Origin of the sequence: Kitasatospora humi, assembly GCF_020907985.1 — a bacterium.
Classification (GTDB): Bacteria; Actinomycetota; Actinomycetes; order Streptomycetales; family Streptomycetaceae; genus Kitasatospora; species Kitasatospora humi.
On the sequence record NZ_JAJJPA010000001.1, the window covers coordinates 467,250 to 491,690 of the forward strand.

At 73.9% G+C, this 24,441-nt stretch carries 21 protein-coding genes and 1 riboswitch; of the genes, 17 read left to right on the top strand and 4 right to left on the bottom strand.

All coding sequences use genetic code 11. From position 1 onward, the window contains the following. Positions 1–118 precede the first annotated feature (118 nt). Positions 119–1,765, bottom strand: a complete 1,647-nt coding sequence (locus LN042_RS02200; protein WP_230048006.1) for a CoA transferase — start codon at positions 1,763–1,765, stop codon at positions 119–121. A 768-nt stretch (positions 1,766–2,533) separates the two neighbouring features. Between LN042_RS02200 and LN042_RS02205 the strand changes: the two genes are divergently transcribed. The 13 genes from LN042_RS02205 (at position 2,534) to LN042_RS02265 (ending at position 15,861) form a co-directional block, all read left to right on the top strand. Beyond that, positions 2,534–3,331 (top strand): DUF6777 domain-containing protein, encoded by a 798-nt coding sequence (locus tag LN042_RS02205; protein ID WP_230048007.1) that lies wholly within the window; start codon positions 2,534–2,536, stop codon positions 3,329–3,331. Between the two features lie 232 nt (positions 3,332–3,563). After that, positions 3,564–5,141: an FAD-dependent monooxygenase gene (locus LN042_RS02210; protein ID WP_230048008.1), complete on the top strand. Its 1,578-nt coding sequence runs from the start codon at positions 3,564–3,566 to the stop codon at positions 5,139–5,141. A 43-nt stretch (positions 5,142–5,184) separates the two neighbouring features. Next, positions 5,185–6,393, top strand: a complete 1,209-nt coding sequence (locus tag LN042_RS02215) for a cytochrome P450 (protein ID WP_230048009.1) — start codon at positions 5,185–5,187, stop codon at positions 6,391–6,393. Position 6,394: 1 nt separating this feature from the next. Further along, positions 6,395–7,939 carry an FAD-dependent oxidoreductase gene (locus LN042_RS02220; protein ID WP_230048010.1) on the top strand — a complete coding sequence of 515 codons (1,545 nt, stop codon included), beginning with the start codon at positions 6,395–6,397 and terminating at the stop codon, positions 7,937–7,939. A 135-nt stretch (positions 7,940–8,074) separates the two neighbouring features. Continuing rightward, positions 8,075–8,202: riboswitch (FMN riboswitch) on the top strand. 171 nt (positions 8,203–8,373) lie between these two features. Next, positions 8,374–9,048 carry a riboflavin synthase gene (locus tag LN042_RS02225; RefSeq protein WP_230048011.1) on the top strand — a complete coding sequence of 225 codons (675 nt, stop codon included), beginning with the start codon at positions 8,374–8,376 and terminating at the stop codon, positions 9,046–9,048. Next, positions 9,045–9,683, top strand: a complete 639-nt coding sequence (locus LN042_RS02230; protein WP_230048012.1) for a nicotinamide mononucleotide transporter family protein — start codon at positions 9,045–9,047, stop codon at positions 9,681–9,683. The genes LN042_RS02225 and LN042_RS02230 overlap by 4 nt, the downstream gene beginning before the upstream one ends. Beyond that, entirely contained in the window at positions 9,680–10,948 is a 1,269-nt protein-coding gene (locus tag LN042_RS02235) for a bifunctional 3,4-dihydroxy-2-butanone-4-phosphate synthase/GTP cyclohydrolase II (RefSeq protein WP_230048013.1), read from the top strand. The genes LN042_RS02230 and LN042_RS02235 overlap by 4 nt, the downstream gene beginning before the upstream one ends. A gap of 49 nt (positions 10,949–10,997) precedes the next feature. Continuing rightward, positions 10,998–11,471, top strand: a complete 474-nt coding sequence (gene ribH, locus LN042_RS02240) for a 6,7-dimethyl-8-ribityllumazine synthase (protein ID WP_230048014.1) — start codon at positions 10,998–11,000, stop codon at positions 11,469–11,471. 141 nt (positions 11,472–11,612) lie between these two features. Next, complete coding sequence (locus tag LN042_RS02245; protein ID WP_249800453.1) at positions 11,613–11,885, top strand: phosphoribosyl-ATP diphosphatase; 273 nt, start codon at positions 11,613–11,615, stop codon at positions 11,883–11,885. Positions 11,886–11,942: 57 nt separating this feature from the next. Further along, a complete protein-coding gene (hisG, locus tag LN042_RS02250) occupies positions 11,943–12,788 on the top strand; it encodes an ATP phosphoribosyltransferase (RefSeq protein ID WP_230048016.1) in 846 nt (281 codons plus the stop codon). Between the two features lie 69 nt (positions 12,789–12,857). After that, positions 12,858–13,322 (top strand): PH domain-containing protein, encoded by a 465-nt coding sequence (locus LN042_RS02255; protein WP_230048017.1) that lies wholly within the window; start codon positions 12,858–12,860, stop codon positions 13,320–13,322. Positions 13,323–13,492: 170 nt separating this feature from the next. Next, a complete protein-coding gene (locus LN042_RS02260) occupies positions 13,493–14,806 on the top strand; it encodes a hemolysin family protein (protein ID WP_230048018.1) in 1,314 nt (437 codons plus the stop codon). Further along, entirely contained in the window at positions 14,803–15,861 is a 1,059-nt protein-coding gene (locus LN042_RS02265; protein WP_230048019.1) for a hemolysin family protein, read from the top strand. Before LN042_RS02260 ends, LN042_RS02265 begins: the two co-directional genes overlap by 4 nt. A 49-nt stretch (positions 15,862–15,910) precedes the next feature. On the opposite strand, the gene LN042_RS02270 is transcribed toward LN042_RS02265, so the two are convergent. From LN042_RS02270 to LN042_RS02280, 3 genes are all read right to left on the bottom strand, one after another. After that, a complete protein-coding gene (locus tag LN042_RS02270) occupies positions 15,911–17,869 on the bottom strand; it encodes an AAA family ATPase (RefSeq protein WP_230048020.1) in 1,959 nt (652 codons plus the stop codon). 356 nt (positions 17,870–18,225) lie between these two features. Continuing rightward, positions 18,226–18,822, bottom strand: coding sequence for a uridine kinase family protein (locus LN042_RS02275; RefSeq protein ID WP_230048021.1), 597 nt, complete (start codon positions 18,820–18,822; stop codon positions 18,226–18,228). Between the two features lie 128 nt (positions 18,823–18,950). Further along, complete coding sequence (locus LN042_RS02280; protein WP_230048022.1) at positions 18,951–19,430, bottom strand: hypothetical protein; 480 nt, start codon at positions 19,428–19,430, stop codon at positions 18,951–18,953. 204 nt (positions 19,431–19,634) lie between these two features. Here LN042_RS02280 and LN042_RS02285 point away from each other — a divergent pair, with 204 nt between their 5' ends. The 4 genes from LN042_RS02285 to fxsA all read left to right on the top strand — a co-directional run bounded on the left by LN042_RS02285 (position 19,635) and on the right by fxsA (position 24,301). Beyond that, positions 19,635–20,075: an Lrp/AsnC family transcriptional regulator gene (locus tag LN042_RS02285; protein WP_230048023.1), complete on the top strand. Its 441-nt coding sequence runs from the start codon at positions 19,635–19,637 to the stop codon at positions 20,073–20,075. A 117-nt stretch (positions 20,076–20,192) separates the two neighbouring features. Continuing rightward, complete coding sequence (locus LN042_RS02290; protein WP_230048024.1) at positions 20,193–21,818, top strand: amidohydrolase; 1,626 nt, start codon at positions 20,193–20,195, stop codon at positions 21,816–21,818. Positions 21,819–21,929: 111 nt separating this feature from the next. Then, positions 21,930–23,558, top strand: a complete 1,629-nt coding sequence (lnt, locus tag LN042_RS02295) for an apolipoprotein N-acyltransferase (protein ID WP_372495661.1) — start codon at positions 21,930–21,932, stop codon at positions 23,556–23,558. A gap of 146 nt (positions 23,559–23,704) precedes the next feature. Then, positions 23,705–24,301 (top strand): FxsA family membrane protein, encoded by a 597-nt coding sequence (fxsA, locus tag LN042_RS02300; RefSeq protein ID WP_308191750.1) that lies wholly within the window; start codon positions 23,705–23,707, stop codon positions 24,299–24,301. Positions 24,302–24,441: the final 140 nt, after the last annotated feature.

The following is a 24,441-nucleotide window of genomic DNA, read 5'->3' on the forward strand; positions in this document are numbered from 1 at the left end:
CTGCCGGACCCGGCCAGGTGGCGAACTGCGGGGGACGGCCCGCCGGTTGTCGAACCGCCGGGGGTGGACCCGTCGACTGTCGGACTGCGAGGTCGGGCACGAACCGGCGGGGCGGCCGTCAGGTGTGGAACTCCCAGGGCGCCCGGGGCAGTACGCAGCGGTCGTGATGGAGCGCGGCGGCGAACCGGGGGTCGGCGGCCAACTCCTCGGGAGCGACGGCTGCGAAGCGGGCCGCAGGTGCGTCGGCCGGGGTCGCCGTGTCCAGCAGGGCGATGGCGGCGGAGAAGAGCGAGGAGTCCACGCGTTGCCCGAGCCCGCTGCCGGCCCGAGCCACCAGGGCGGCCAGCACCCCGGTGGCGCTGATCAGGCCGCCGAAGACGTCGGTGATGGTCAGTAGCGCGGGGGCGACCGGCCGTCCGGGCGGCGTCACCAGCGCGGCCAGGCCGCTGTACGCCTGCACCAGGTAGTCGGTGCCGACGGGCAGGAGAGCACCGCTCGAGGTGCCGCCCTCGGTGTCGACGAGTCCGCCCCAGCCGGACGCGCAGGCGTGCACCAGGCCCGGGTGCTCGGCCGACAGCTGCGCGGGGTCGAGCCCGAAGGCCTCCGCCTTGCCAGGGGCCAGGTTGTGCAGGAACACCTCGGCACCGGCGATCAGTTCACGGATCGCCCGGCGTCCCGCCGACGAGCGCGGGTCGGCCTCGACCACCCGCTTGGTCCGGTTGAGCGCGTGGAACCTGGCCGACACCTCTCCCACCATCGGCGGCACTCCGCGCGACGGGTCCCCGCCCAGCGGCTCGACGCGGATCACCTCGGCGCCGAGCCGCGCCAGGAGGTGCCCGACCAGGGGGCCTTGCAACCGGCGGGTCATCTCGACCACCACCAGGCCGGCCAGCGGGGCGCCATCGGCCGATGCCGCCGGCAGCGGTGAACCGGGCCCGGGAACGCCCTCGATCCGCCACGGCGGCGGCCGGTAGCCGCTGGGACCGTGCGCGCGCACCGGAACGATCGACACCCCGACCGCCGTGGCTGCCCGGCTCAGTTGGCAGTAGCTCAACTGCCGCGTTGCCATGTCGAGTTCGGCTGGCAGTGAGCAGCTCCCGGTGGCGAAGCGGAGTTGGAACGGCGGCCAGCCCTGCCCGACCACCGGCCGGGCCACCCCGAGGCCGCTCCAGAACGCCAGCCACTGCCCGGGGTCCAGTGCCTCGATTTCGAACCGCACCCCGTCGGCGCTGGTGAACGGTGGAGGTCCGTCGTCCGCCCGAGTGGGCTCGGGCGGATCGTCCGCCGTCGCCGCCGCCAGGTACTGGCCGACCGCGAGCAGCGCGGCACCCGCCACCGAGGTGCGGACCCGGCGCGCCTGGCCGCCACGCAGAACGGCGAGGCGAGCGGCCAACAGACCCTGCACGGCCAGCACTCCGGCCGCCGCACTCGCGTACTCGATGCCCAGGGGCCGTGCTGCGCCGTACCGCCGCCCGTGCACGGCGGCCAACCCGCAGGCCGCCTGCACGTCAGCCTCGCTCGCCAGCGGCATCGCCACCGGGCCGGCCCAGTCGAGCGCACAGGTCACGGCGTCTGAGCCGCTGCCCAACGTCAACCGTGCCGGTGCGGAGGACCGGTGATGCTCGATCAGTCTCGCGCCGAGCAACTGGAGCAGGTGGATCGCCAGTCGGAGGGGGAGGCCGCGACCCGTGGCCGTCAGGGTGACTCCGGTCAGTGGTGCGGTGGTGCCGGTCGCGGCGGGGCGGAGCAGCGTGTCCTCGCGCATCGAATTCTCGTCCTGGCGACTGAAGGTTGTCCTGGTGGCAGAGAGCCCTGGGGTGCGCGGGGTGGAAGTGATCCCTGCGCTCTGTGTGACGACACTATCACGACAGGTGACGACCTTGATCGACGCGGCTGCCGGGATGGGCGATCACCACGGAGCCCGGCGCCGCCGAGCGGCGCATGGTCGGGCAGTGCGCCGCTTCAGCTGGGTGCGCTCGCGGCGGGAGCGTGCCCGGTGGCCCGTTCAACGCAGCAGCGGTTGCGAGGGTGCTGGGACGCACGGGGAGAATGGGGCGTGAGTGCCGAAGAGCCGTCAGGTCCCGAGCCGCCCACCCTCGACGGCCGCGGGGCCGAGTCGTCGAGTGGGCCGTCGGAGGACGACTCGGGCGGGGGCGCCAGGCCGGCTGGTAGGCCGACGGGAGCGGATTCCGGGGGCGGAGGGGGCACGGGCGACCGGGAGTCCGCTGAGTCGGCGGGCGCCGGGCCGGCGCCTGGTCGGCAGGCTGCGGCCGAGTCCGCATCCGAGGGAGAAGCGCCCCCACCCGCCGAGGAGCCTCCACCCGCCGAGGAGCCCCCACCCGCCGAGGAGCCTCCACCCGCCGAGGAGCCTCCACCCGCCGAGGAGCCCCCGCCTGCCGAGGAGCCCCCGCCTGCCGAGGAAGGGCCCCCACCCGCCGGCGAAGGGCCCACCTCGCCGGCACCCCCGAGCACCATGGTCGGCCCCGGTGGCCGCAGCCCGCGCCGGCCCTGGTGGCGCCGCTCGCGTGCCCTGGTGGCGGCAGGCATCGGGGCGGTGGTGGTCGCGGGCCTGGCCGCACTCCTGATCGAGCGCCAGCCGAACCAAGGCAGCGCGACCGCCGGCACCGGAGCCATCCCCACCACCCTGCAGGCGGCGACCTCGCCCGGCCGGGACCCCTACACCCGTTCGGTGGCCCTCGCCCCACCGCCCGGTTCCCCCGGCGGTGCGGCCACCGTGCCCGTCGGAACGGTGAACGGCGACACCGCCGGCCTCTACGGCGGCACCGAGCACGTCGCCGACTGCGACACCGGGCAGCTGGCCGGCTTCCTCGCCACGCACGCCGACCGGGGCAAGGCGTGGGCCGACACGGTGGGGGTCGAGCAGAGCGCGCTCCCGGACTACCTGCGCTCGCTCACGGGCGTGCTGCTGCGGGCGGACACCAGCGTGACCAACCACGGCTTCGCGGACGGGCTGCCGACGACGTTCCGGTCCGTCCTGCAGGCGGGCAGCGCCGTGCTGGTCGATGCCCACGGGGTGCCCCGGGTCCGGTGCGCCTGCGGCAATCCGCTGACCCCGCCCGAGGCGGGCACCGGCGCGCCGCTGTTCGACGGCGACTCCTGGCCGGGGTTCCGCGCGGACCGGGTGGTGCGGGTGAGCCCGGCGCCGACCGCGGTCGCCGCACTGGTGCTGCTGGACCCGGCCAGTGGCCGGCTGTTCACCCGTCCGGTGGGTACCACCGGATCCGACGACCGGGCGACCGCACCGTCGCCGCCCCCGGCGTCCGCCCCCGGCGCCCCCGAGCCCTCGGGGGCGGACGCCGGCACCCCGTGAACCGGTGTTCGTGGGCCATCAGGTTTTATCAGACCCGGCCGCTGAAATACTGTCAGCAATTCCACCGTGTCCGAACTCCGGGGTCCGCTGGGGCCGCGGAGCTGGAGTGTCTCGGATTTCAGGTGGACAGCACTGGAACAGATCATCGTATTTCACGGCCGCGTGATGAATGGTTGTCGTGGCCGCGGATTCGATTTCGCTCAGACTCCTTCCGTCGAAGCCGGGTGGTGTGATGACCAGACAGACGAGCAGGGCCCAGACTCACGAGACGGACGTGCTGATCGTCGGCGGCGGCCCGGTCGGGCTGGCGCTGGCGCTGGACCTCGACTACCGCGGCGTCCGCTGCGTCGTCCTGGACGCCTCCGACGGTGCGGTCGAGCATCCCAAGGTGGGCACCGTCGGGCCGCGTTCCATGGAACTGATGCGCCGCTGGGGCCTGGCCGACCGGGTCCGCGGGGCCGGCTGGCCGGGCGACCACCCACTGGACATCGCCTGGGTCACCGCGCTCGGCGGCCATGAGATCCACCGGCTGCACTTCGGCACCGCCGACACCAGGCCGCCACTCGCCTACACGCCCGAACCGGAGCAGGTCTGCCCGCAGCACTGGTTGATGCCGCTGCTCGGCGAGGCCGTCGGCGTCCACCCGGACGGTCCGCTGCGCCGGCAGACCCGGCTGGAGTCCTTCACCCAGGACGGCGACCAGGTCCGCGCCACCGCCACCGACCTGCGCGACGGCAGCATGCTGGAGTTCACCGCCCGCTATCTGGTCGGCAGCGACGGCGCCTCATCCACCGTGCGCAAACTCCTCGGCGTCGACGCCCCCCAGTACTTCGAGACCAGGGTGTTCCGCAACATCCTGTTCCGGGCGCCCCGGCTGCGACAGCAACTCGGCTCCCGCAACGCCCTGGTGTACTTCCTCACCCAGCCGCCGGGCCTGCGCTACCCGCTGCGCTCGATGGACGGCCGCGAGCTCTACCGGCTGACGGTGGCCCAGGACGGCGACCAGGACGCGCTCGGCCTGGTCCGATCCGCGATCTCGCTGGACACCCCGCTGGAACTGCTCTCCGAGAACGTCTGGCACCTCACCCACCGGGTCGCCGAGCAGTACCGGCAAGGCCGGGTGCTGCTGCTGGGCGACGCGGCGCACACCCTCTCGCCCTCCGGCGGCTTCGGGATGAACACCGGGCTGGCCGACGCCGCCGACCTCGGCTGGAAGCTCGCCGGCGAACTCGCCGGTTGGGCCGGTCCCGGTCTGCTGGACGGCTATGACACCGAGCGGCGCCCGGTCGCCGAGCAGAGCCTCGCCGAGGCCAACCGCAACCTCCGGCGCACGCTGGACCGGCCGTTGCCGATGGAGCTGGTGCTCGACTCGCCGGCCGGTGAGCGGGCCCGCCAGGAGCTGGCCCGCGGCCTGGAGAAGGGCGAGGTGCGCCGCGAATTCGAGGCCCCCGACGTGCACTTCGGCTACCGCTACCAGTCGCCGCTGGTCGTCCCGGACGGCTTGACCCAGCCCGACTGGCGCACCGAGCCGGCGGCCGGCCACCGCGCCCCGCACGCTTGGCTGCCCGGTGGCGCCAGCGTGCTCGACCGCTACGGGCCCGGCTTCCGGCTGGTCACGGCTTCCACCGAACTCGACGGCGTGGAACGTGCGTTCAGCGACCGGAAGGTCCCGTTCGGGGTGGTCGCGGCGGACGTCTACCGCAGCCGCTTCGTGCTGGTCCGCCCGGACGGCCATGTCGCCTGGCACGCCGACGAGTTGCCCGCCGATCCCGGTGCGCTGGCCGACGCGGTGCGCGGCGGTGGCCGATGAGTCCGCAAGACGCCGTGGTCCGTGCCACGACCGGTGGTGGCCGGTGACCGATCTGCCAACGGCCTTCCGTCCCGCCGAAGTCCACCTCCCCGACCCCTATCCGCTCTACCGCCACTACCGCGAGAGCGAGCCGGTCCACCTGGCCGACGACGGCAGTTGGTACCTGTTCGGCCACGCGGCCGTCGCCCAGGTGCTCTCCGGCCGGCGGGACTACTGCCGCGGCCCCGCGCCGGCCCGGATCCCGTCGGACTGCCCGCACCTGCAACGGACCGTGGCCAACTGGATGGTCTTCATGGACCCGCCCGAACACACCCGGGTACGGGCGCTGGTGGCCCGCAGCTTCACCCCGCGAGTGGTCCAGGCACTGCGACCGCGGATCCGCCGGATCGCCGCCCGGCTGGTCGAGCGCTTGGCCGACGAGCTGGCCGCGCACGGCGTGGCCGACCTGGTCGAGCGCTTCGCCGCGCCGCTGCCGGTGCTGGTGATCAGCGAGCTGCTCGGGGTGCCGGAACACGACCGGGCCTGGTTCCGCGCCCAGGCCCTGGACCTGGAACTGGCCACCAGCACGCGCACCGGCCGCCGGGCCGACGCCTTCCGGCTGGTTGAGACGGCCGCCGGCGAACTGGACGCCTACTTCCGGGCCGAACTGCGCCGCGCCGGCCGCCGGGAGCGCGACGACCTGATCGGCCTGATGCTCCGGCACGGCTCCGCGCTGTCCGAGGACACCCTGGTCGGCACCTGTGTCCACCTGCTGACGGCCGGCCATGAGACCACCACCAACCTGCTGGCCAAGGGCCTGCTCGCGCTGCTCGCCCACCCCGGGCAACTGCTCGCCCTCCGACGCGGCCCGCTGCTCGCCGCGGCCGCCGTCGACGAACTGATCCGCTACGACGCGCCGGTGCAGATGATCACCCGGCTGGCCCGGCAGGACGACCGGTTCGGCGACCGCACCGTGCCGGCCGGCAGCAAGGTGGTGCTGGTGCTCGGCGCCGCCAACCGCGACCCGGCCCGGTTCGAGCAGCCGGACCGGCTCGACCTGAGTCGCGACACCCGCCGGCACTGCGGATTCGGGATCGGCAGCCACTACTGCGTCGGCGCCCCGCTGGCCCGTGCCGAGGCCGAGATCGGACTCACCATGCTGCTCGCCAGGTTCCCGCACCTGGCAGTTGCCGAACAGGCGGCTGAACCGGTGCGGTACACCCAGGACTTGGTCTTCCACGGTCCGTCCCAGCTGCTGGTCCAAGGGGGTTGACATGCGGTCAGGAACGCGTCCGTCGCGGACGGTCGACGTGGTCGTGGTCGGCGCCGGGCCCACCGGTCTGGCCCTGGCGATCGGCTTGCGGCAGTACGGCCTGCAGGTCGCGGTGCTGGAGAAGGAGGGCAGTGGCAAGCGGCAGGCCCGGGCCGGGGTGGTCTGGCAGCGCGCGCTGGAGGTGCTCGACGATCTCGGCTGCGCGGAGCGGTTCCTGGCCGACGGCGTTCAGTTGCGCACCTCCGAGATCGTGGTCTCCGGGCGCTCGCTCGGCGAGGTCGCCATGGCGGCCCCCGGCACCCGGTTCCCCTATCCGCTCTGCATCGAGCAGGACGCCATCGAACGCCTGCTGGGTGAGCGGCTGTTGGAGGTCGGCGGTCAGGTCGAGTGGTCCACCGAGGCGGTGGCGGTCCGGCTCGGCGACGACGCCGCCGAAGTCGACGTCCGCGGACCGGACGGCCACCGGCGCACCCTGCGCTGTGCCTGGGTGGTCGGCTGCGAGGGTGCGCACAGCCTGGTGCGCCGGGCGCTCGGGCTGCCGTTCGAGGGCGGGCCGCGGGAGAACCTGCAGGTGGTGCAGTTCAACGCGATCGCCGACTGGTCGTACCCGGCCCGCCCCGGGCACACCTACATGTTCCTGTCGCGCGGCATCTCGGCCGGCGCCGCGCCCCGACCCGGCGGCGGCTACCGCTTCTACGGCTTCACCGGCGACCCGGACCGCCGTGAACTCACCCCGCCCAGCCTGGAGGAGATGAGTGCCTTCGTCGCCAGGGCGGCGCACGATCCCAGCGTGCGGCTGTCCGCCACCGACCCGCTCTGGACCAACCGCGCCAGGTTCCAGGACCGGTTCGCCCGCACCCTGCGCGGGGGGCGGGGGCTGCTCGCCGGGGACAGCGCCCACGTCTGGGCGCCGGTGGCCGCGCACGGCCTCAACACCGCGCTGCGCGGCGCGCACAACCTGGCCTGGAAGCTGGCCAGCGTGCAACTCGGCTGGGCTCGACCGGAGTTGCTGGACACCTATGCCAGCGAGCAGCGGCTGACCGCGCTGCGGGTGATGCGGAAGACCGCCCGTGACCGGATGGAGCTGCCCGGCACCGCGCCCACCCTGCTCGCCATGCGGCTGCTCGGCCCGCGCCTGATGCGCAGCCGGCGGGCCACCGACCGGATCCGCAGCCGGCTCAGCGACCTCGACATGCACCACCGGGAGAGCGCCCTGTCAGTGGGGAGGCGGGCCGGGGACCGGATGCCGGACCTGCCGGTCCGGACCGAGGGCCACTGGCGGCCGCTGCACGAACTGCTCGACTACCGGCGCTGGACCCTGCTGCGGGTGCCCGACTCGGCGCTCGGCGATCCGTCCCCGGCCGTCCTGCCGGCCCGCCACCCCGTGCCCATCGAGGTGCACACCGTCGAGCCCGCCCCGGGGGAGGAGCGCCTGCTGCCGCCGGGCGCGCTGGTACTGGTCCGCCCCGACGGCCACACCGCGCTGACCGCCCGCCGCCCGGAGGAGGTCGCCGCCTACCTCGGCCGCTGGTTCACCAGCGCCTGACGACGCGTCGGTCCGCGCCCCGGCACGCGGCCGCTCATTCCCGCCCCCGGCGTGAAACAGACCACAGCGGTGCCCCCTCCCCGGCCGGTTGCGGATCATGGCAGAATGAGCGCATTGCAGTAAGCAGTGACGTTCAGCGCACTCCGGGGTCGGTGAAACTCCGAACCGGCGGTTACAGTCCGCGACCCGTCCGCAGCCAGCGGCCGGTTGACCAGGTGAAACTCCTGGACCGACGGTTAAAGTCCGGATGGGAGGCGTGCGCGACGGGTTTGTCACGGCGGTACCGCGGTCTCCTCCCGGGGAGCCGTGCGTGGTTCGGCGGTCGGGCTCTGCCCATCCGTCGTCCTTCGAGGCATCGCCGGCCGTCAGGCCCGTGGTCGGCTTCCCATGTCTGCCGCCCCGGAGTCCGCGCTCAAAGCGCGAGGAGAATCCGGGTGTTCACCGGCATCATCGAAGAGCTCGGCGAGGTCGTCTCCATCGAGGAGTACGGAGATTCCTCGCGCATCCGCCTGCGCGGTCCCCAGGTGATCGAGGGGGCCCGGCACGGCGACTCCATCGCGGTCAGCGGCGTCTGCCTCACCGTGGTCGACACCCCCGAACAACTGGCACAGGACAGCGGCGAGTTCAGCGCCGACGTGATGGCCGAGACGCTGCGCCGGACCAGCCTGGGCACGCTGGTGCCCGGCTCCCGGGTCAACCTGGAGCGCGCCATGGCGCTCGGCGCCCGGCTCGGCGGCCACCTCGTCCAGGGGCACGTGGACGCCACCGGCACCCTGCTGGACCGCTCCCCGGGCGAGCCGGACGCCAACGGCAGGCCGCGCTGGGAGGTGCTGCGCTTCTCGCTCCCGCGGACCATCGCCCGCTACCTGGTCGACAAGGGCTCGATCACGGTGGACGGCGTCAGCCTGACCGTGGTCGAGGCGGGCGACGACTGGTTCACCGTGAGCCTGATCCCCGCCACCCTGGCACTGACCACCCTGGGCGCCAAGGCGGTCGGCGAGCCGGTCAACCTCGAGGTCGACGTGCTCGCCAAGTACGTCGAGCGGCTGCTCGCCGCCGGCACCGTCCCGGCCGGCGGCAACACCGGTGCCCTGGGGGACGCCAAGTGAACTGGCTCAACACCGTCGCCTTCACCCTGCTCGGCGAGCACTTCAAGTGGAACGACGTCATCGGCAACACCCTCGGACTGATCGGCCTGGCCTACGGCTGGCGCCGCTCGGTGCTGAGCTGGCCGGTGCAACTGCTCTCCGGCCTCGTGCTGATCAGCGCCAACCTCTCCGCCCACCTGTCCGGTGGGGTGGGCAAGCAGCTGGTGGTGATCGCCACCTCGATCTGGGGCTGGGTCCAGTGGCAGCGCGGCCGGAGCCAGGACGGCGACATCCGGATCCGGTTCGCCACCTGGGCCGAGCGCGCCGTGCTGGTGGCCGGCACCGCCGTGGCCACCGTCGCGGTGGCGCTGGTCTTCCAGCACTGGAACCTCTCCTGGTCCCCGTGGGCGGACGCCTACATCTTCACCGGCACGCTGGCCGCGATGATCGCCCAGGCCCGCGGCTGGGTCGAGTTCTGGTTCGCCTGGATCGCGGTCGACGTGGTCGGCGTCCCGCTCGCCTTCTCCAGCGGTCTGCCCTTCTCCGGTCTGGTCTACCTCGTCTACTTCGTCCTGGTGATGCTGGGCCTGCGCTCCTGGTGGCTGCGCAGCCGGCTGGCGAAGCCCGCCCCCACCCTGCAGGGAGTCACGGCATGAACACCCGCACGCACGACCTCGACCTGACTCTCGACCCGGTCGAGCAGGCCATCGCCGACATCGCGGCCGGCCGCGCCGTGGTCGTGGTGGACGACGAGGACCGGGAGAACGAGGGCGACCTGATCTTCGCTGCCACCGCGGCCACCCCGGAGCTGCTCGCCTTCACCATCCGCCACACCTCCGGGGTGATCTGCGTCCCGGTCACCCACGCGGACGCCGACCGGCTCGGCCTGCCCCCGATGACCCGGGTCAACGAGGACCGCAAGGGCACCGCCTACACCGTCTCGGTGGACGCCCGCGACGTGGAGGCCACCGGGATCTCCGCGGTGGACCGGGCGCTGACCATCCGCCTGCTCGGCGAGCCGGCCTCCACCGCCCGCGACTTCACCCGGCCCGGCCACGTCTTCCCGCTGCGCGCGGCGGACGGCGGCGTGCTGTCCCGGCCTGGCCACACCGAGGCCGGCGTCGACCTGGCCCGGCTGGCCGGCCTGCCCCCGGCGGCGGCCATCTGCGAGGTGGTCAACGACGACGGCACCATGGCCAGGCTGCCCGACCTGGTGCCTTTCGCCCGCGAACACGGCCTGTCGATCATCTCCATCGAGGACCTGATCGCCTACCGCCGCCGCACCGAGTCCCAGGTCGAGCGGGTGGCCGTGACCGCCCTGCCCACCGTGCACGGCGACTTCACCGCGGTCGGCTTCCGCGGCACGCTGGACGGCACCGAGCACATCGCCCTGGTCGCCGGCGGCTTGGCCGTCGGCGAGGACGGTGTCGGGCGGCTGCCGGACGGCGAGGACGTGCTGGTCCGGGTGCACTCCGAGTGCCTGACCGGCGACGTCTTCGGCTCGCTGCGCTGCGACTGCGGCCCGCAGCTGGAGGCCTCGCTGGCCAGGGTCGCCGAGGCCGGCCGGGGGGTGGTGCTCTACCTGCGCGGCCACGAGGGCCGCGGGATCGGCCTCGGCCACAAGCTGCGCGCCTACCAGCTGCAGGAACAGGGCCGGGACACCGTGGACGCCAACCTGGAGCTCGGCCTGCCCGCCGACGCCCGCGACTACAGCATCGGCGCCCAGATGCTCATCGACCTCGGGGTGCGCTCGCTCACCCTGCTCACCAACAACCCGGACAAGCAGACCGCGCTGCTGGACCACGGCCTCAAGGTCAAGGACCGGGCACCGATACCGGTGCAGGCGAGCCGGCACAACCTCGCCTACCTGCTCACCAAGCGCGACCGGATGGGCCACGACCTGCCGTGGCTGGTCGGCTGAAGCCGTCCATCGCCGACCGAATCCCGTACGAAACCCTAGGAGAACGATCGTGGCTGGTCACGGAGCCCCCGTACTGAGCGTCGAGAACGCCGAGGACCTGCGGGTCGCGGTGGTCGCGGCCCAGTGGCACACCCAGGTGATGGACGGCCTGCTGAACGGTGCCGAGCGCGCCCTCAAGGAGCTCGGGATCACCGGGGCGACCGTGGTGCGCGTCCCCGGTACCTTCGAACTGCCGGTCGCCGCGCAGCGGTTGGCCGAGCGCGGCTACGACGCGGTGGTGGCCCTCGGGGTCGTCATCCGCGGCGGCACCCCGCACTTCGACTACGTCTGCCAGGCGGCCACCGCCGGCCTCACCGAGGTCAGCGTGCGCACCGGCGTGCCGGTCGGCTTCGGCGTGCTCACCTGCGACAACGAGGAGCAGGCGATCGACCGGGCGGGCCTGCCCGGCTCCGCCGAGGACAAGGGCCACGAGGCGGTCAGCGCCGCCGTCGCCACCGCCGTGACGCTGCGGGCACTGGCCTGACACCGGGTCGGGAACGGCCGGACGGGGGCCGGCGGCGGGCAGGGTCCGACTGCTGCCGCCGGCCCCCGGCGTCCAAGGCGGTGTCCACTGGTCGAGCCGTTGACCAAGCCCCGGGCCGAACACCGTAAGGTGGTTGCCATCATGGCTTCCAAGACATTCGAGGAGCTCTTCACCGAGCTCCAGCAGAAGGCCGCCACCGGCGACCCCGCGACCTCCCGTACCGCGCAGCTCGTCCAGCAGGGCGTCCATGCCATCGGCAAGAAGGTGGTCGAGGAGGCGGCCGAGGTCTGGATGGCCGCCGAGTTCCAGACCGAGGAGCAGACGGCCGAGGAGATCTCCCAGCTGCTCTACCACCTCCAGGTGATGATGGTCGCCCGCGGCCTCACCCTCGACGACGTCTACGCCCACCTCTGACCCCCGGCCCCCAGCTCCACGCCCCCGTAACGGCTCATAACGAAGGATCATCCGTTCATGCTGCGCATCGCCCTCCCCAACAAGGGTTCGCTCTCGGGTCCCGCGGCGGAGATGCTCCATGAGGCCGGCTACCGCCAGCGCAAGGACCCCAAGGAACTGGTGCTGGTCGACCCCGAGAACCAGGTGGAGTTCTTCTTCCTGCGCCCGCGCGACATCGCGGTCTACGTAGGCTCTGGCCGGCTCGACATCGGCATCACCGGTCGTGACCTGCTGCTGGACTCCGGCGCCGACGCCGAGGAGGTGCTCGCGCTCGGCTTCGCCGGCTCGACCTTCCGGTTCGCCGGCCCGACCGGCTCGCCCAAGGACGTGCAGGGCCTCCAGGGCCTGCGGATCGCCACCTCCTACACCGGTCTGGTCGAGCAGCACCTGGCCGAGCACGGCGTGCAGGCCACCGTCACCAAGCTGGACGGCGCGGTCGAGACCGCGGTCCAGCTGGGCGTCGCCGACGTGATCGCCGACGTGGTGGAGACCGGCACCAGCCTGCGCAACGCCGGCCTGGAGGTCTTCGGCGAGCCGATCCTGATCTCCGACGCCGTGGTGATCCGGCCCAAGGGCGCCGGCGTGGACGCGGGGGTCGAGCAGTTCCTGCGCCGTCTCCAGGGCGTCCTGGTGGCCCGCCGCTACGTCCTGATGGACTACGACATCAAGGCCGAGCAGGTCGCCGACGCGGTCGCGCTGACCCCCGGCCTGGAGTCGCCCACCGTCTCCCCGCTGCACACCGAGGGCTGGGTCGCGGTCCGGGCCATGGTGCTGCGCAAGGAGGCCCAGCGGATCATGGACGACCTGTGGGCCATCGGCGCCCGCGGTGTCCTGGTGACCAACATCCACGCCTGCCGCCTGTAGCGGACCCGCCGGCAGGGGTCCACCTGCCGGCGGACCCCCTGACCCGTTCCGCAAGGAGTACCCAGCGCCATGCCCGGCACCGACCCGCTGCCCACCCTGCCCGTCACCTGGCTGCCCCGCCGCACCCGCGCGGTGCTGCTGACGGCCAGTGGGCTGCTCGCGACGGTGTTCGTCGTCATGGCGCTGGTGCTCCCGGCCAGCTGGCAGTTGAACGACCGGGTCATGCTGGTCCTCCTGGGCCTGGTCTTCTCCGGGGTCGGCCTGATGCTGGCCCGCCCCCGGGTGGCCGCCGACGCCGACGGCGTGCTGGTGGTCAACCTGGTCCGCTCGCGCCGGCTGCACTGGGCCGAGGTCGTCCGGGTCAACCTCAAGGAGGGCGACCCCTGGGTCACCCTGGACCTGTCGGACGGCACCTCGCTGGCCGCCATGGGCATCCAGCCCAGCGGTGGCCGCGACCAGGCGGTGCGGGCCGCGCTCCAGCTGCGTGACCTGGTCGAGGCCCGTGGCGCGGCTTCCGAACCCGCCAACGCGTGAACCCGCCGGCACCCGACCTCCACAGCGGATCGGCTAGGCTGGTAAAGCTCGGGCAAAGCTCCCGGGCCATCCGACCCGTGACCAGAGGAGTGACCCCTCCCCGCGATGGACGATCCGTCCGGTAGTACCGACGCCGCCCAGCCCGTTCCGACCGCCGGGCGGGCGGCGCTGTGATCACCGCCTGGCTGCTGCTGGCGGCCGCTCTCCTGCTCATCATCGCCAACGGCCTCTTCGTCGCCGCCGAGTTCTCCTTCGTCACCGTGGACCGCGGTGCCGTGGACCGGGCCGCGCGGGCCGGCGACCGGCGGGCGGCGGGCCTGCGCAAGGCCCTGCACACGCTCTCCTTCGAACTCTCCGGCGCCCAGCTCGGCATCACCGTCACCTCACTGGTGGTCGGCATGCTCGCCGAGCCGGCGCTCTCCACCCTGCTCAGCCCCCCGCTCACCGGCCTCGGCCTGCCCGCCGGCCTCGCCCGCGGCGCGGCCACGGCGATCGGCATGGCGCTGGCCACCGTGCTGCAGATGGTGATCGGCGAGCTGGTGCCGAAGAACTGGGCGATCTCGCGCCCGCTCCAGGTGGCCCTCGCGGTCGCCGCGCCCCAGCGAATGTTCAGCGCCGCCTGTCGCCCGCTGATCGGCGCCCTCAACGGCGGCGCCAACCGCCTGGTGCGGGCCCTCGGGATGGAACCGGCCGAGGAGCTCGCCCAGGCCCGCACCCCCGGCGAACTCGCCGTGCTGGCCCAGCACTCGGCCCGGGCCGGCGCCCTGGAGGAGGACGCCGCACAGCTGTTCGTGCGCACCCTGGGCCTGGGCGAGCTGACCGCCGAGAGCGTGATGACCCCCCGGGTCGACGTCGCCGCGCTGCAGCACGACGCCACCGCCGCAGACGTGGTCAACCTCACCAGGGCCACCGGCTTCTCCCGCTTCCCGGTCTACCGGGACAGCCTGGACGACATCATCGGCACCGTCACCCTCAAGGACGCCATAGCGGTCCGCCCCGAGCGGCGCGGCAAGGTGACGGTGGGCCAACTGGCGAGCGTGCCACTGCTGGTCCCCGAGACGCTGCCCGCCGAGCGGCTGCTGGAGCAGCTGCGCCGGCGGCAGCCGATGGCCATCGTGATCGACGAGTACGGTGGCACCGCCGGCGTGGCCACCCTGGAGGACATCGTCGAGGAGATCGTGGGCGAGGTGCGCGACGAGCACGACCCCGGCGAGACCCCGGAGCTGCTCGCCGTCCCGCCGGTGGCCGGCCACCCGGCCTGGCTGGCCGACGGCCGGGCCCGGCTCGACCAGTTGGAGCAGATCGGCCTGCACGCCCCGCACGGGCCGTACGAGACGCTGGCCGGCCTGCTCGCCGACCTGCTCGGCCGGATCCCGGTGCGCGGTGACACCGCGGAACTGCCCGGCTGGGAGCTGACCGTGCAGGGCGTCGACCGGCACCGCACCACCCGGGTCCGGCTGCTGCACCTGGGGGCGTCGGCATGATCGCCGCCGCCCAGCTCTTCGCCGCGCTCCTGCTGCTGCTCGGGAACGCCTTCTTCGTCGCCGCCGAGTTCGCGGTGATCTCGGTGCGCCGCAGTCAGGTCGAGCCGCCGGCCGAGGCTGGCGACCGCCGGGCCCGCACCCTGCTGCGCGCCATGGGCGAGGTCTCGGCGCTGCTGGCCGCCGCCCAACTGGGCGTCACGGTCTGCTCATTGCTGCTCGGCGCGCTGGCGGAGCCGACCGTGGCCGACCTGCTCTCCGGCCCGTTCCATGCGATCGGGCTGTCCGGCGCGGCCAGTCACCTGACCTCCTACGTGCTGGCGCTCGCCCTGGTGGTCGTGCTGCACATGGTGATCGGCGAGATGGTGCCCAAGAACATGGCACTGGTCTCGCCGCTGCGGGCCGCGCTCTGGCTCGGCCCGCCGCTGGACCGGCTGGCCCGCTGGCTGCGCCCGGTGATCCGGTTCCTGAACGCCTTCGCCAACCTGGTGCTGCGGCTGTTCAAGGTGGCACCCAAGGACGAGGTGGAGTCGGTCTTCGACGCCGAGCAACTCGTGTGGATCCTGGCCGAGTCCAGGGCCGCCGGATTGCTGGCGGAGGCTGAGCAGGAGCGGCTGGAGGACGCCCTCGAACTGGGCCGCCGACCGGTCCGCGAGGTGCTGCTGCCGATGGCGGGCCTGGTGACGGTGGACGCCGGGGTGACGGCCCGCGAGGTGGAGGAGCGGGCGGCGGCCACCGGCTACTCCCGCTTCCCGGTGCTCGACGCCACCGGTGCGATCGTCGGCTACCTGCACCTCAAGGACGTGCTGGAGGTCGAGGATCCGGACGCCCAGCTGCCGATGCGGCTGTGGCGCCCGGTCATCGCGGTCGCCGAGTCGCTGCCGATGGACGACGCGCTCACCGCGATGCGCCGGGCCACCGCCCACCTGGCGGCGGTCACCGACGCCGACGGCCGGCCGCTGGGCGTGGTCACCCTGGAGGACGTCCTGGAGGAGCTGGTCGGCGAGATGCACGATCCGGACCACGTCGCCCGCCCGCTGCCCTCCGGGCCCTCGTGACCCGGGACGGTTTCCAGGGGCCCCGGGACACGCTGTCCGGGGCCGGGGGTCAGCCCCGGCCGTCGATCAGCTCGCCGTAGGCCTGGACCAGGTCGGGCAGTCTCAGCGTGGCCAGGTCCTCCCGGCTCGGCCGTTCGCGGGACTGGCTGAGGCGCAGGTCGCGGTAGGCGCAGGACTTCTCGTAGAGGGTTCGGATGAAGCGCCCGTTGCCCAGCTCGTCGATCCAACCCTCGGCGACCACGTGCGCGCAGATGCTGGCCAGCTCGTCGGCGGCGTCCTCGTCCCAGGCGTCGCCGTCCCGGGCGGCCAGCGCGCTGCCGATCGCGGTCAGCTCGGCGGGGCGGTAGCTGGGGAAGTCGACCCGGGTGGTGAATCGGGAGTTGAGCCCCGGGTTGGCGGCCAGCAGCCGGTTCATCCCCTCGGGGTAGCCGGCCAGGATCACCACCAGCCGGTCCCGGTTGTCCTCGGCCCGCTTCAGCAGCACCTGCAGCGCCTCGTCACCGTACGCGTCGCCCTTGCTGTAGCCGGAGTTGGCCAGGCTGTAGGCCTCGTCGATGAAGAGCACGCCGTCCAGCGCCGAGTCGATCAACTCATTGGCCTTGACCGCGGTCTGGCCCAGGAACTCGCCGACCAGGTCGGCTCTTTGGGCCTCCACCAGATGGTCGCCGGAGAGCAGGCCCAAGGCGTGGAACACCTGGCCGAGGATCCGCGCGACGGTGGTCTTGCCGGTTCCGGACGGCCCGGAGAAGACGAAGTGCCGCTTGGGCGGCTGCACCGGCAGACCCTGCTCGGCTCGCAGTCCGGCCATCCGCAACTGTGCGGAGAGGGCCCGGACTTGGCGCTTGACCGGATCCAGGCCGACCATCTGCTCCAGCGCCTCGAGGGCGGCGTCCAACCGCTGCTGGGCGGCGGGCGGCTCGGCGGCGCTCGGCGGCGGGTCGCACTGGCGGCCGGCGGCCGAGGGAGGGGGAGTGGCGCCGGTCGGCTCGCCGAGGGAGCCCCGGGCGGCGTCGCCGTCGCGGGGGCCACCGGCGTCGCCCGGGTCGGCGTCCCGGGGCCCGCCGGTGGAGCGCTCGGCCTGCGGCAGCGGGCCGGACCCGCCGACCGGCGGCGCGTCGGCACCCGGCGGGCCGGCGTCCCCGGCGAGCACCGGGCCCAGGCCGCTGATCAGGTCGAGGGCGAGGGCGTCGGCCGACTCCGGCGGGCCGGTGGTGGTCTCCGTGTACGGCGGCAACTCCTCCAGCAGGCCCAGGCCGTCCTCGGCGGCGATCGCGGCCAGCCGGGCGGCGGTGTCCATGAACGCCGGGTCGGCGCGGTGAACCGAGCGGTACAGCGGCAGGGCGGCGGCGCTGCGGCCGGCCCCCTCGTAGGCGCGGGCCAGCCAGTAGCGCAACTCCTTGCGCTGCGGCTGCTCGGAGCGGCAGCGGGCCAGCGAGGCGGCCAGCGGAGCCTGGGCCTGGGCGCACATGTCCAGCCGGACCCGCGCCATGCCCCCGAACAGCCCCGCCTCGATGCCGAGCAGTGCGTCGTCCAGCAGCGAGTCGGTGTCCCGGATCAGCTGCTCCCAGTCCTTCAGCAGGTAGGAGCGGCAGGCGTGCAGGAAGCGCACCGACGGGTCCTGACCGGGTGGCGGGCACTGGGCCATCGCCCGGTCCAGCTCGGTGAGATGGCGGCCGTCGAGCCAGTGCGAGGCGTGCGCCAGCGCCAGGTCGCGCTCGTCCTCCAGTACCGGCTGGACCCACCAGCCCAGCCAGTACCAGGAGCTGAGCGGGCGGTTGTGCCGGCGACGCTGCTCGCCGAAACGTTTCTTGCTGCGGTGCATCGCCAGCAGCGCCCCGGAGGTGTCGCAGCGCAGGGCGTGCAGACCCAGCCAGGCGTCGGCCATGCCGGGGTCCAGGCGCACCGCGGTGCGGAACTCCTCCTCGGCCCGGGCGTAGGCGCCGGCCGTGTAGGCGTCCATGGCGCGCAGCCAGGCGCGGTCGGCCGGTCCCTGCGGACCCGTTCCCATGTTGTCACCGATGATCACTCACGCCCCCCGTGATCTGCACCGAGGCCGGTCGCTTATGGGGGTACCACCCAGCCGAAGGCTGGGGGAGGGACAGCGCCGTGCACCCGGGACGCCCTTCGCGCCTGCTCGGAATCGTACCCGGGTCCAGCTGATCCGGAAGCGTACCGGGCGGTGCCAAATCGCCATCGCCTCAAGACGGTTGGCATGCTGACGGCCCGTTCGGCGAGCTGCTGGGAAAAACGGCACCTCCGGCTCACGGGGGAACGAGCCGGAGGTGCCGCGTCTAGTTGCGAAAGTCAACTACTCCCGCTGAGAGGTAAACCTAGTTCCTGTCCGCCTCCCGGTCAAGCGACCGCTTAGTTGCCTCGGTCCGCAAGTCGGCGACCGGTCCGGCCGTCCACTCTGACCTGCGCGAACGGGCGACTGGGGTCGGCGGCGAAGTGCGCGGCCTCGGCCGCGGACCAGCGCTCCCAGAAGGCGGCCAGCTCCGGACCGTCCCGGCGCAGGCCGCGGGCCCGGGCCTCGGCTGCGGGCAGTTCCATCCAGATCAGGGCGGCCAGCACCGGTCGCAAGGCCCGGCGGCCGGCGCCGACCCCTTCCAGGAGAACTACCGGCGCGGGCGTGATCTTGCGCGCCCCCCGGAAGTCCCGGGCGACCCAGTCGTACCCGCGGAACTCCGCCGCCTCGCCCCGCCCCAGCGGCTCCAGCACCCAGCTGCGCAGCCGGTCGACCCACCCGAAGAACTCCTGATGGGTCGCCAGGTCGTCCAGGTGCACCACCGGCGCGCCGCCCAGTGCGGCGGCCAGCCGGCCCGCGAAGGTGGTCTTGCCCGAGCCGGCGTGTCCATCCACCGCCACCAGTCGCACCGGGCCGAGGGACGGCGGCAGTGCGCGCAGTCGCGCGGCCAGTCGGTCGAGCTCGTCGCACTGGCTGGGATCGTCGGGGCGGGGCACGGGCGGTAACTCTACGCGGCCTGACCAGCGGCGCGACCCCGGCAACGAGCGGCGCGCCGCCCGACGACGAGCAGCGCGCCGCCCGTCTTCGAGCGACGCGCTACTGACCCACCGTCAACTGACCCCGGCTACTGGTGGACCAGCCGCCCGCGCGGCGCCGGCCGCATCGACGGCACCCGGTGGGCGGCGGCCGCACCGCCCGCTGCGGCCGCCCGGACACCGTGCGCGTGCGAGAACGGCTGGGTGCGCCAGTCCAGTTCGGCCGGCAGTGTGAGCAGGGCGGCCAAGGTGTCGGTGCGCCCCTCGCCGGGATCCGGTGCCATCACCGGCAGTTGCTCGGTGAGCAGGCCCGAGCCGGCGCAGAGCGCCGGCTCGAACGGGTGCCAGGGCTGCCGCACCACCGCGTGCTGCGGCAGCTGTTCCTCGTCGCCGATCAGTGCGATGGCGCGGTGGCACTCCGGGCAGAGCACCCGGACGATCTCCCAGCCATCGGGCTCACCCGGGTCGGCGCCGGGCGCGGGGCCGAAGTCCGGCGAGCCGCCGTCGAGGTCCTCCGGGGCGGGCGGGGCGGCATCGGCGCGCACGGCGCGCTCCTCAGCTGAAGGCATGTGATCCCCCTATGGATCGGGCCGGGCCAACTCGGCCGGGGCCACCACCAGCACTTCCCGCTGACACGGCCTCATAACCCTGCAGGTCGCGGCAGGGTGATGCGCCCGAGTGTGTCCTTCGCCACATCCCCAAGGCATATGCCGATGGCGGGCTCCGCCGACCGTGCGGCATCCGCCGCTCCGGCGGTCGGGTAGGTTTCTGCTGTGGAGGATCTCGACCAGCACATCGTCCAGCTGCTCGTCCAGGACGGCCGGATGAGCTACACCGACCTGGGCAAGGCCACCGGCCTGTCCACCTCGGCCGTCCACCAGCGGGTTCGTCGGCTGGAGCAGCGCGGGGTGATCCGCGGCTACTCGGCGATCATCAACCCGGACGCCGTCGACCTGGCGCTGACGGCGTTCATCTCGGTCAAGCCGTTCGATCCCAGCGCGCCCGACGACGTGCCCGAGCGGCTGGCCCCGCTGCCGGAGATCGAGGCCTGCCACAGCGTCGCCGGCGACGAGAACTACATCCTCAAGGTCCGGGTCGGCGCCCCCGGCGACCTGGAGGACCTGCTCGCCCGGATCCGCAGCGCGGCCGGCGTCTCCACCCGCACCACGGTCGTCCTCTCCACGCCCTACGAGGCCCGCCCGCCCAAGCTGTAGGCCCGGCCGAGCGCTTCTGGCCCGCCCGGGGCAGGGCCGCCCCGAGCCGCCATCCCGGCTGCCCGAGTGCGGGGGTGCCCGTACATACCGGGACAACCCGGGTGCAGACTGTCCCTCATGACCGAACGCACCCCCCGCACCGTGCTGCTGCGCGGCGGCAACGTCTACAGCCCGGCCGACCCCTTCGCCACCGCGATGCTGATCGAGGGCGAGCAGATCGCCTGGGTCGGCAGCGAAGGCGCCGCCGACGCCTACGCCGGCATCGCCGACGAGGTGGTCCAGCTGGACGGTGCGCTGGTCACTCCCGCCTTCGTGGACGCCCATGTGCACGCCACCGCCGCCGGCCTTGCCCTCACCGGCCTCGACCTGACCGGCTGCGGCTCGCTGGCCGAGGCGCTCACCCGGATCAGCGACCACACGGCCGGCCGCTCCGGTGTGCTGATCGGCCACGGCTGGGACGAGACCGGCTGGCCCGAGGGCCGCCCGCCCACCCTCGCCGAGCTCGACCGGGCCGCCGGCGGCGCCCCGCTCTACCTCTCCCGCACCGACGTGCACTCCGCGTTGGCCACCACCGCCCTGCGCGACCTCACCCCGCACCTCGCCGAGCTGCCCGGCCACCACCCCACCGCGCCGCTCACCCGCGACGCCCACCACGCCGTCCGCCAGGCCGCCCTGGCCCACCTCACCGACGAGCAGCGCCGGGTCGCCCAGCGCGCCACCCGGCAGCGGGCCGCCGCGCTCGGCATCGGCGCGCTGCACGAGTGCGCCGGCCCGGAGATCTCCTCCGCCCACGACCTGGCCCAGCTCCTGGAACTGGCCGCCACCGAGGACGGCCCCGAGGTCTACGGCTACTGGGGCGAGCTCGGCGGCACGGCCACCGCCCGCGAGCTCGGCGCCGTCGGCGTCGGCGGCGACCTCTTCGTGGACGGTGCGCTCGGCTCGCGCACCGCCTGCCTGCACCGCGCCTACCAGGACGCCCCGGAAGGAAGCGAAGGGGCCACCGGAGCCGCCTACCTGACGGCCGATCAGATCGCCGACCACGTCGCGGCCTGCACCGAGGCCGGGCTGCAGGCGGGCTTCCACGCGATCGGCGACGCCGCCGTCGACGCCGTGCTCGCCGGCGTCCGCGCGGCCGCCGACCGGGTCGGCCTGGCTGCCGTCAAGGCGCTGCGCCACCGCGTCGAGCACGCCGAGGCCCTGAACGACGAGGCGATCGCCGGATTCGCCGAACTCGGTCTGGTGGCCTCCGTGCAGCCCGCCTTCGACGCCGCCTGGGGCGGCCCGGACGGCATGTACGCGGCCCGGCTGGGCGCCGAGCGGGCCGGCGCGCTCAACCCGTTCGCCGCCCTGCTGCGCGCCGGCGTCCCGCTGGCGTTTGGCTCGGACGCTCCGGTCACCGCGCTCGACCCGTGGGGCACGGTGCGTGCCGCCGCCTTCCACCGGACGGCCGAGCACCGGATCTCGGTGCGCGCCGCGTTCGCCGCGCACACCCGCGGCGGCTGGCGGGCCCTCGGCCGTGACCAGGAGGGCGTGCTGATCCCGGGCGCCACCGCCACCTACGCCGTCTGGCGGACCGGCGAGCTGGTCGTCCAGGCCCCCGACTCCCGGGTGGCCGGCTGGTCCACCGACCCCCGTTCCGGCACCCCCGGCCTGCCCGACCTCACCCCCGGTGGCGAGCTGCCGAGCTGCCTGCGCACCGTGGTCCGGGGCCGGACGATCTTCCAGGCTACGACCACTGGCTGACCTGCGGGGCCGCTGTTCGGGAACCGCTTTCAACGGGCCGCCCGGCAGAGGTACCGTCGTGCGGAACCTGCCGATGGGCAGGTGAGCTATGCCTAGAGAGATGGTGGCCAGGTGGCAGTGCCCGTCGACGCGGCCCCCCGAGCCGTCGACCCGACCCCCGGGGGCCCGTCGAACGGGGGCCGCACCGGCCGGTTGGCCCGGTTGCGCGCCAAGGCCGGGGCCGGGTGGAAGCGCACCGCCCTGGCCGCCGGCGCCGGCCTGGCGCTGGCCGCCGCGTTCCCGCCCTACGACCTGTGGCCGCTGTCCATCGTCGCGGTGGCGGCGCTGGCACTGCTCACCCACGGCCGCACGCTGCGGCAGGGCGCCTGGACCGGCTTCGCCTTCGGCCTGCCGTTCTTCCTCTGGCTGCTGGACTGGATCCGGGTGATCGGCTGGGACGCCTGGGTCGGCCTCTCGCTGGCCGAGGCGCTCTTCCTCTGGGCGCTCGGCGGCACGCTGGCGCTGACCTCCCGGCTGCGCGGCTGGCCGCTCTGGGCGGCCTGCCTCTGGGTGGCCGAGGAGCTGGTCCGCGACCGGCAGCCGCTGGGCGGTTTCCCGTGGGGACGGCTGGCGTTCGCCAACACCGCGAGCCCCTTCACTCCGCTGGCCGCGCTCGGCGGCGCCCCGCTGGTCACCTTCGCCGTGGCGCTCACCGGTTCGCTGCTCGGCTACCTGGTGCTGCGCCGCGTCCGCCGGGAGGAGGCGCCGGCCGGGGCGACGCGCTGGCTGAAGCCGACCGCCGCGGTGCTCTGCGCGGCGGTGGCCACCGGCGGCGGACTCCTGGTCCCGACCCCCACCAAGGGCGACGACACCGTGCGGGTCGCGCTGGTCCAGGGCAATGTGCAGCAGCCCGGCATCGATTTCCTGGGCCGGCCGATGCAGGTGCTGGACAACCACGCCAACGAGACGGAGGCGCTGGCCCAGCGGATCGAGGCCGGGCAGGAGCAGCGGCCCGATGTGGTGATCTGGCCGGAGAACTCCTCCGACCTGGACCCGTACAGCGACCCGGCCGCCTATGCCAAGATCACCGAGGCGGTCCGCACGATCGGCGTGCCGACCCTGGTCGGCGCGCTGGTCAACGGCCCGGACGCACAGCACGTGCAGAACGAAGGCATCGTCTGGGATCCGATCAGCGGCCCGGGCGCCCACTACACCAAGCAGCACCCCGTGCCGTTCGGCGAGTACGTGCCGTTCCGCTCGGTGCTCATGAAGGTGATCACCCGGCTGCAGCGGGTCGCCCACGACTTCTACCCGGGCAAGGGCAACGGCGTGATGCAGCTCGGCCCGGCCCGGATCGGTGACGTGATCTGCTTCGAGGTCGCCTATGACGAGATTCCGCGCGACACGGTCAACGCCGGCGGCCGGGTACTCGTGGTCCAGACCAACAACGCCACCTACGCCAAGAGCGGCCAGCCCGAGCAGCAACTGGCGATGTCCAGGCTGCGGGCCGTCGAGCACGGCCGGGCCGTGCTGATCGCCGCCACCAGCGGGATCAGCGCCGTGGTCCGCCCCGACGGCACCATCGAGAGCCGCACCCGGGAGCTCGTCCCCGCCGAGCTGAGCGCGAACGTGCCGCTGCGCGACGGGCGCACCCTGGCCGACCGGGTCGGCGCCGCCCCGGAGTGGGCGTTGGCCGGGCTGGGGCTGCTGGCCTGCGGGGGCGCGGTGCTGATCGGCCGCCGCGATCGCACCCCTGCCTGACCCCCGCACCCCTGTGACCAGCCATCTGTTCGGCCGGGGCCGGAACACCGGGCCGGGCCGAACCGTTGTCCACGGTGGCGCCCGCGACCGTGCGGGACAGGCCCGGACGGCGCCGATCGGCGCCCGCCATGGAGTGGATCAGTACCGTGACTCAGCACGTTGACCCGACCCGTGCCCCCGGCCGCCCGGCCGGCCGCCGCAGCCGGCTGCGGCGGATGCTCCCGCTGCTGGTGGCCGCCTGGCTGGTGCTGGAGATCTGGCTGATGATCCAGGTGGCCTCGGTCATCGGCGGGCTGGTGGTGGTGCTGCTGCTCATCGCGGGCGCGGTGGTGGGCTCCAGGCTGATCAAGCGCGCCGGGCTGCGCGCGCTGCGCAACGCCTCCACCGCCTTCGAGCAGGGGCGGCTGCCGGAGTCCGGGTCCGCCGAGACCGGCACCAGCCTGACCGTGCTGGCCGGCCTGCTGCTGATCCTGCCCGGCTTCCTGTCCGACGTGCTGGCTCTCACCCTGCTCTTCCCGCCGACCCGGGCGCTCTGGCGGCTGGTCGGCCGCCGGGCCGCCCGCACCCTGGTCCGTACCGGCCCGGCCGGCGATCCGCTCGCCGACGCGCTGCGGATGCAGCAGCAGTTCCGGATCCACCGCCCGGACGGCAAGGTGGTGCAGGGCGAGGTGGTCGACCCGGCCGAGCCGGCCGGAGGCCGCCGCGCCGATGACCAGGGCCCGCGCCCGCCGCTGTCCCGCTGAGGTCATGACCAGAGCGGTCGCCCGTCGGAGCGGTCGCGCCGAGCGCTCCGCAGCTGCACCGCGCCAAGCCCCGTGCGGCGCGCTCTGAGGACGCTGGAAACGCACCAAGCCCTGGGGCCCGATCCGATGATCGGGCCCCA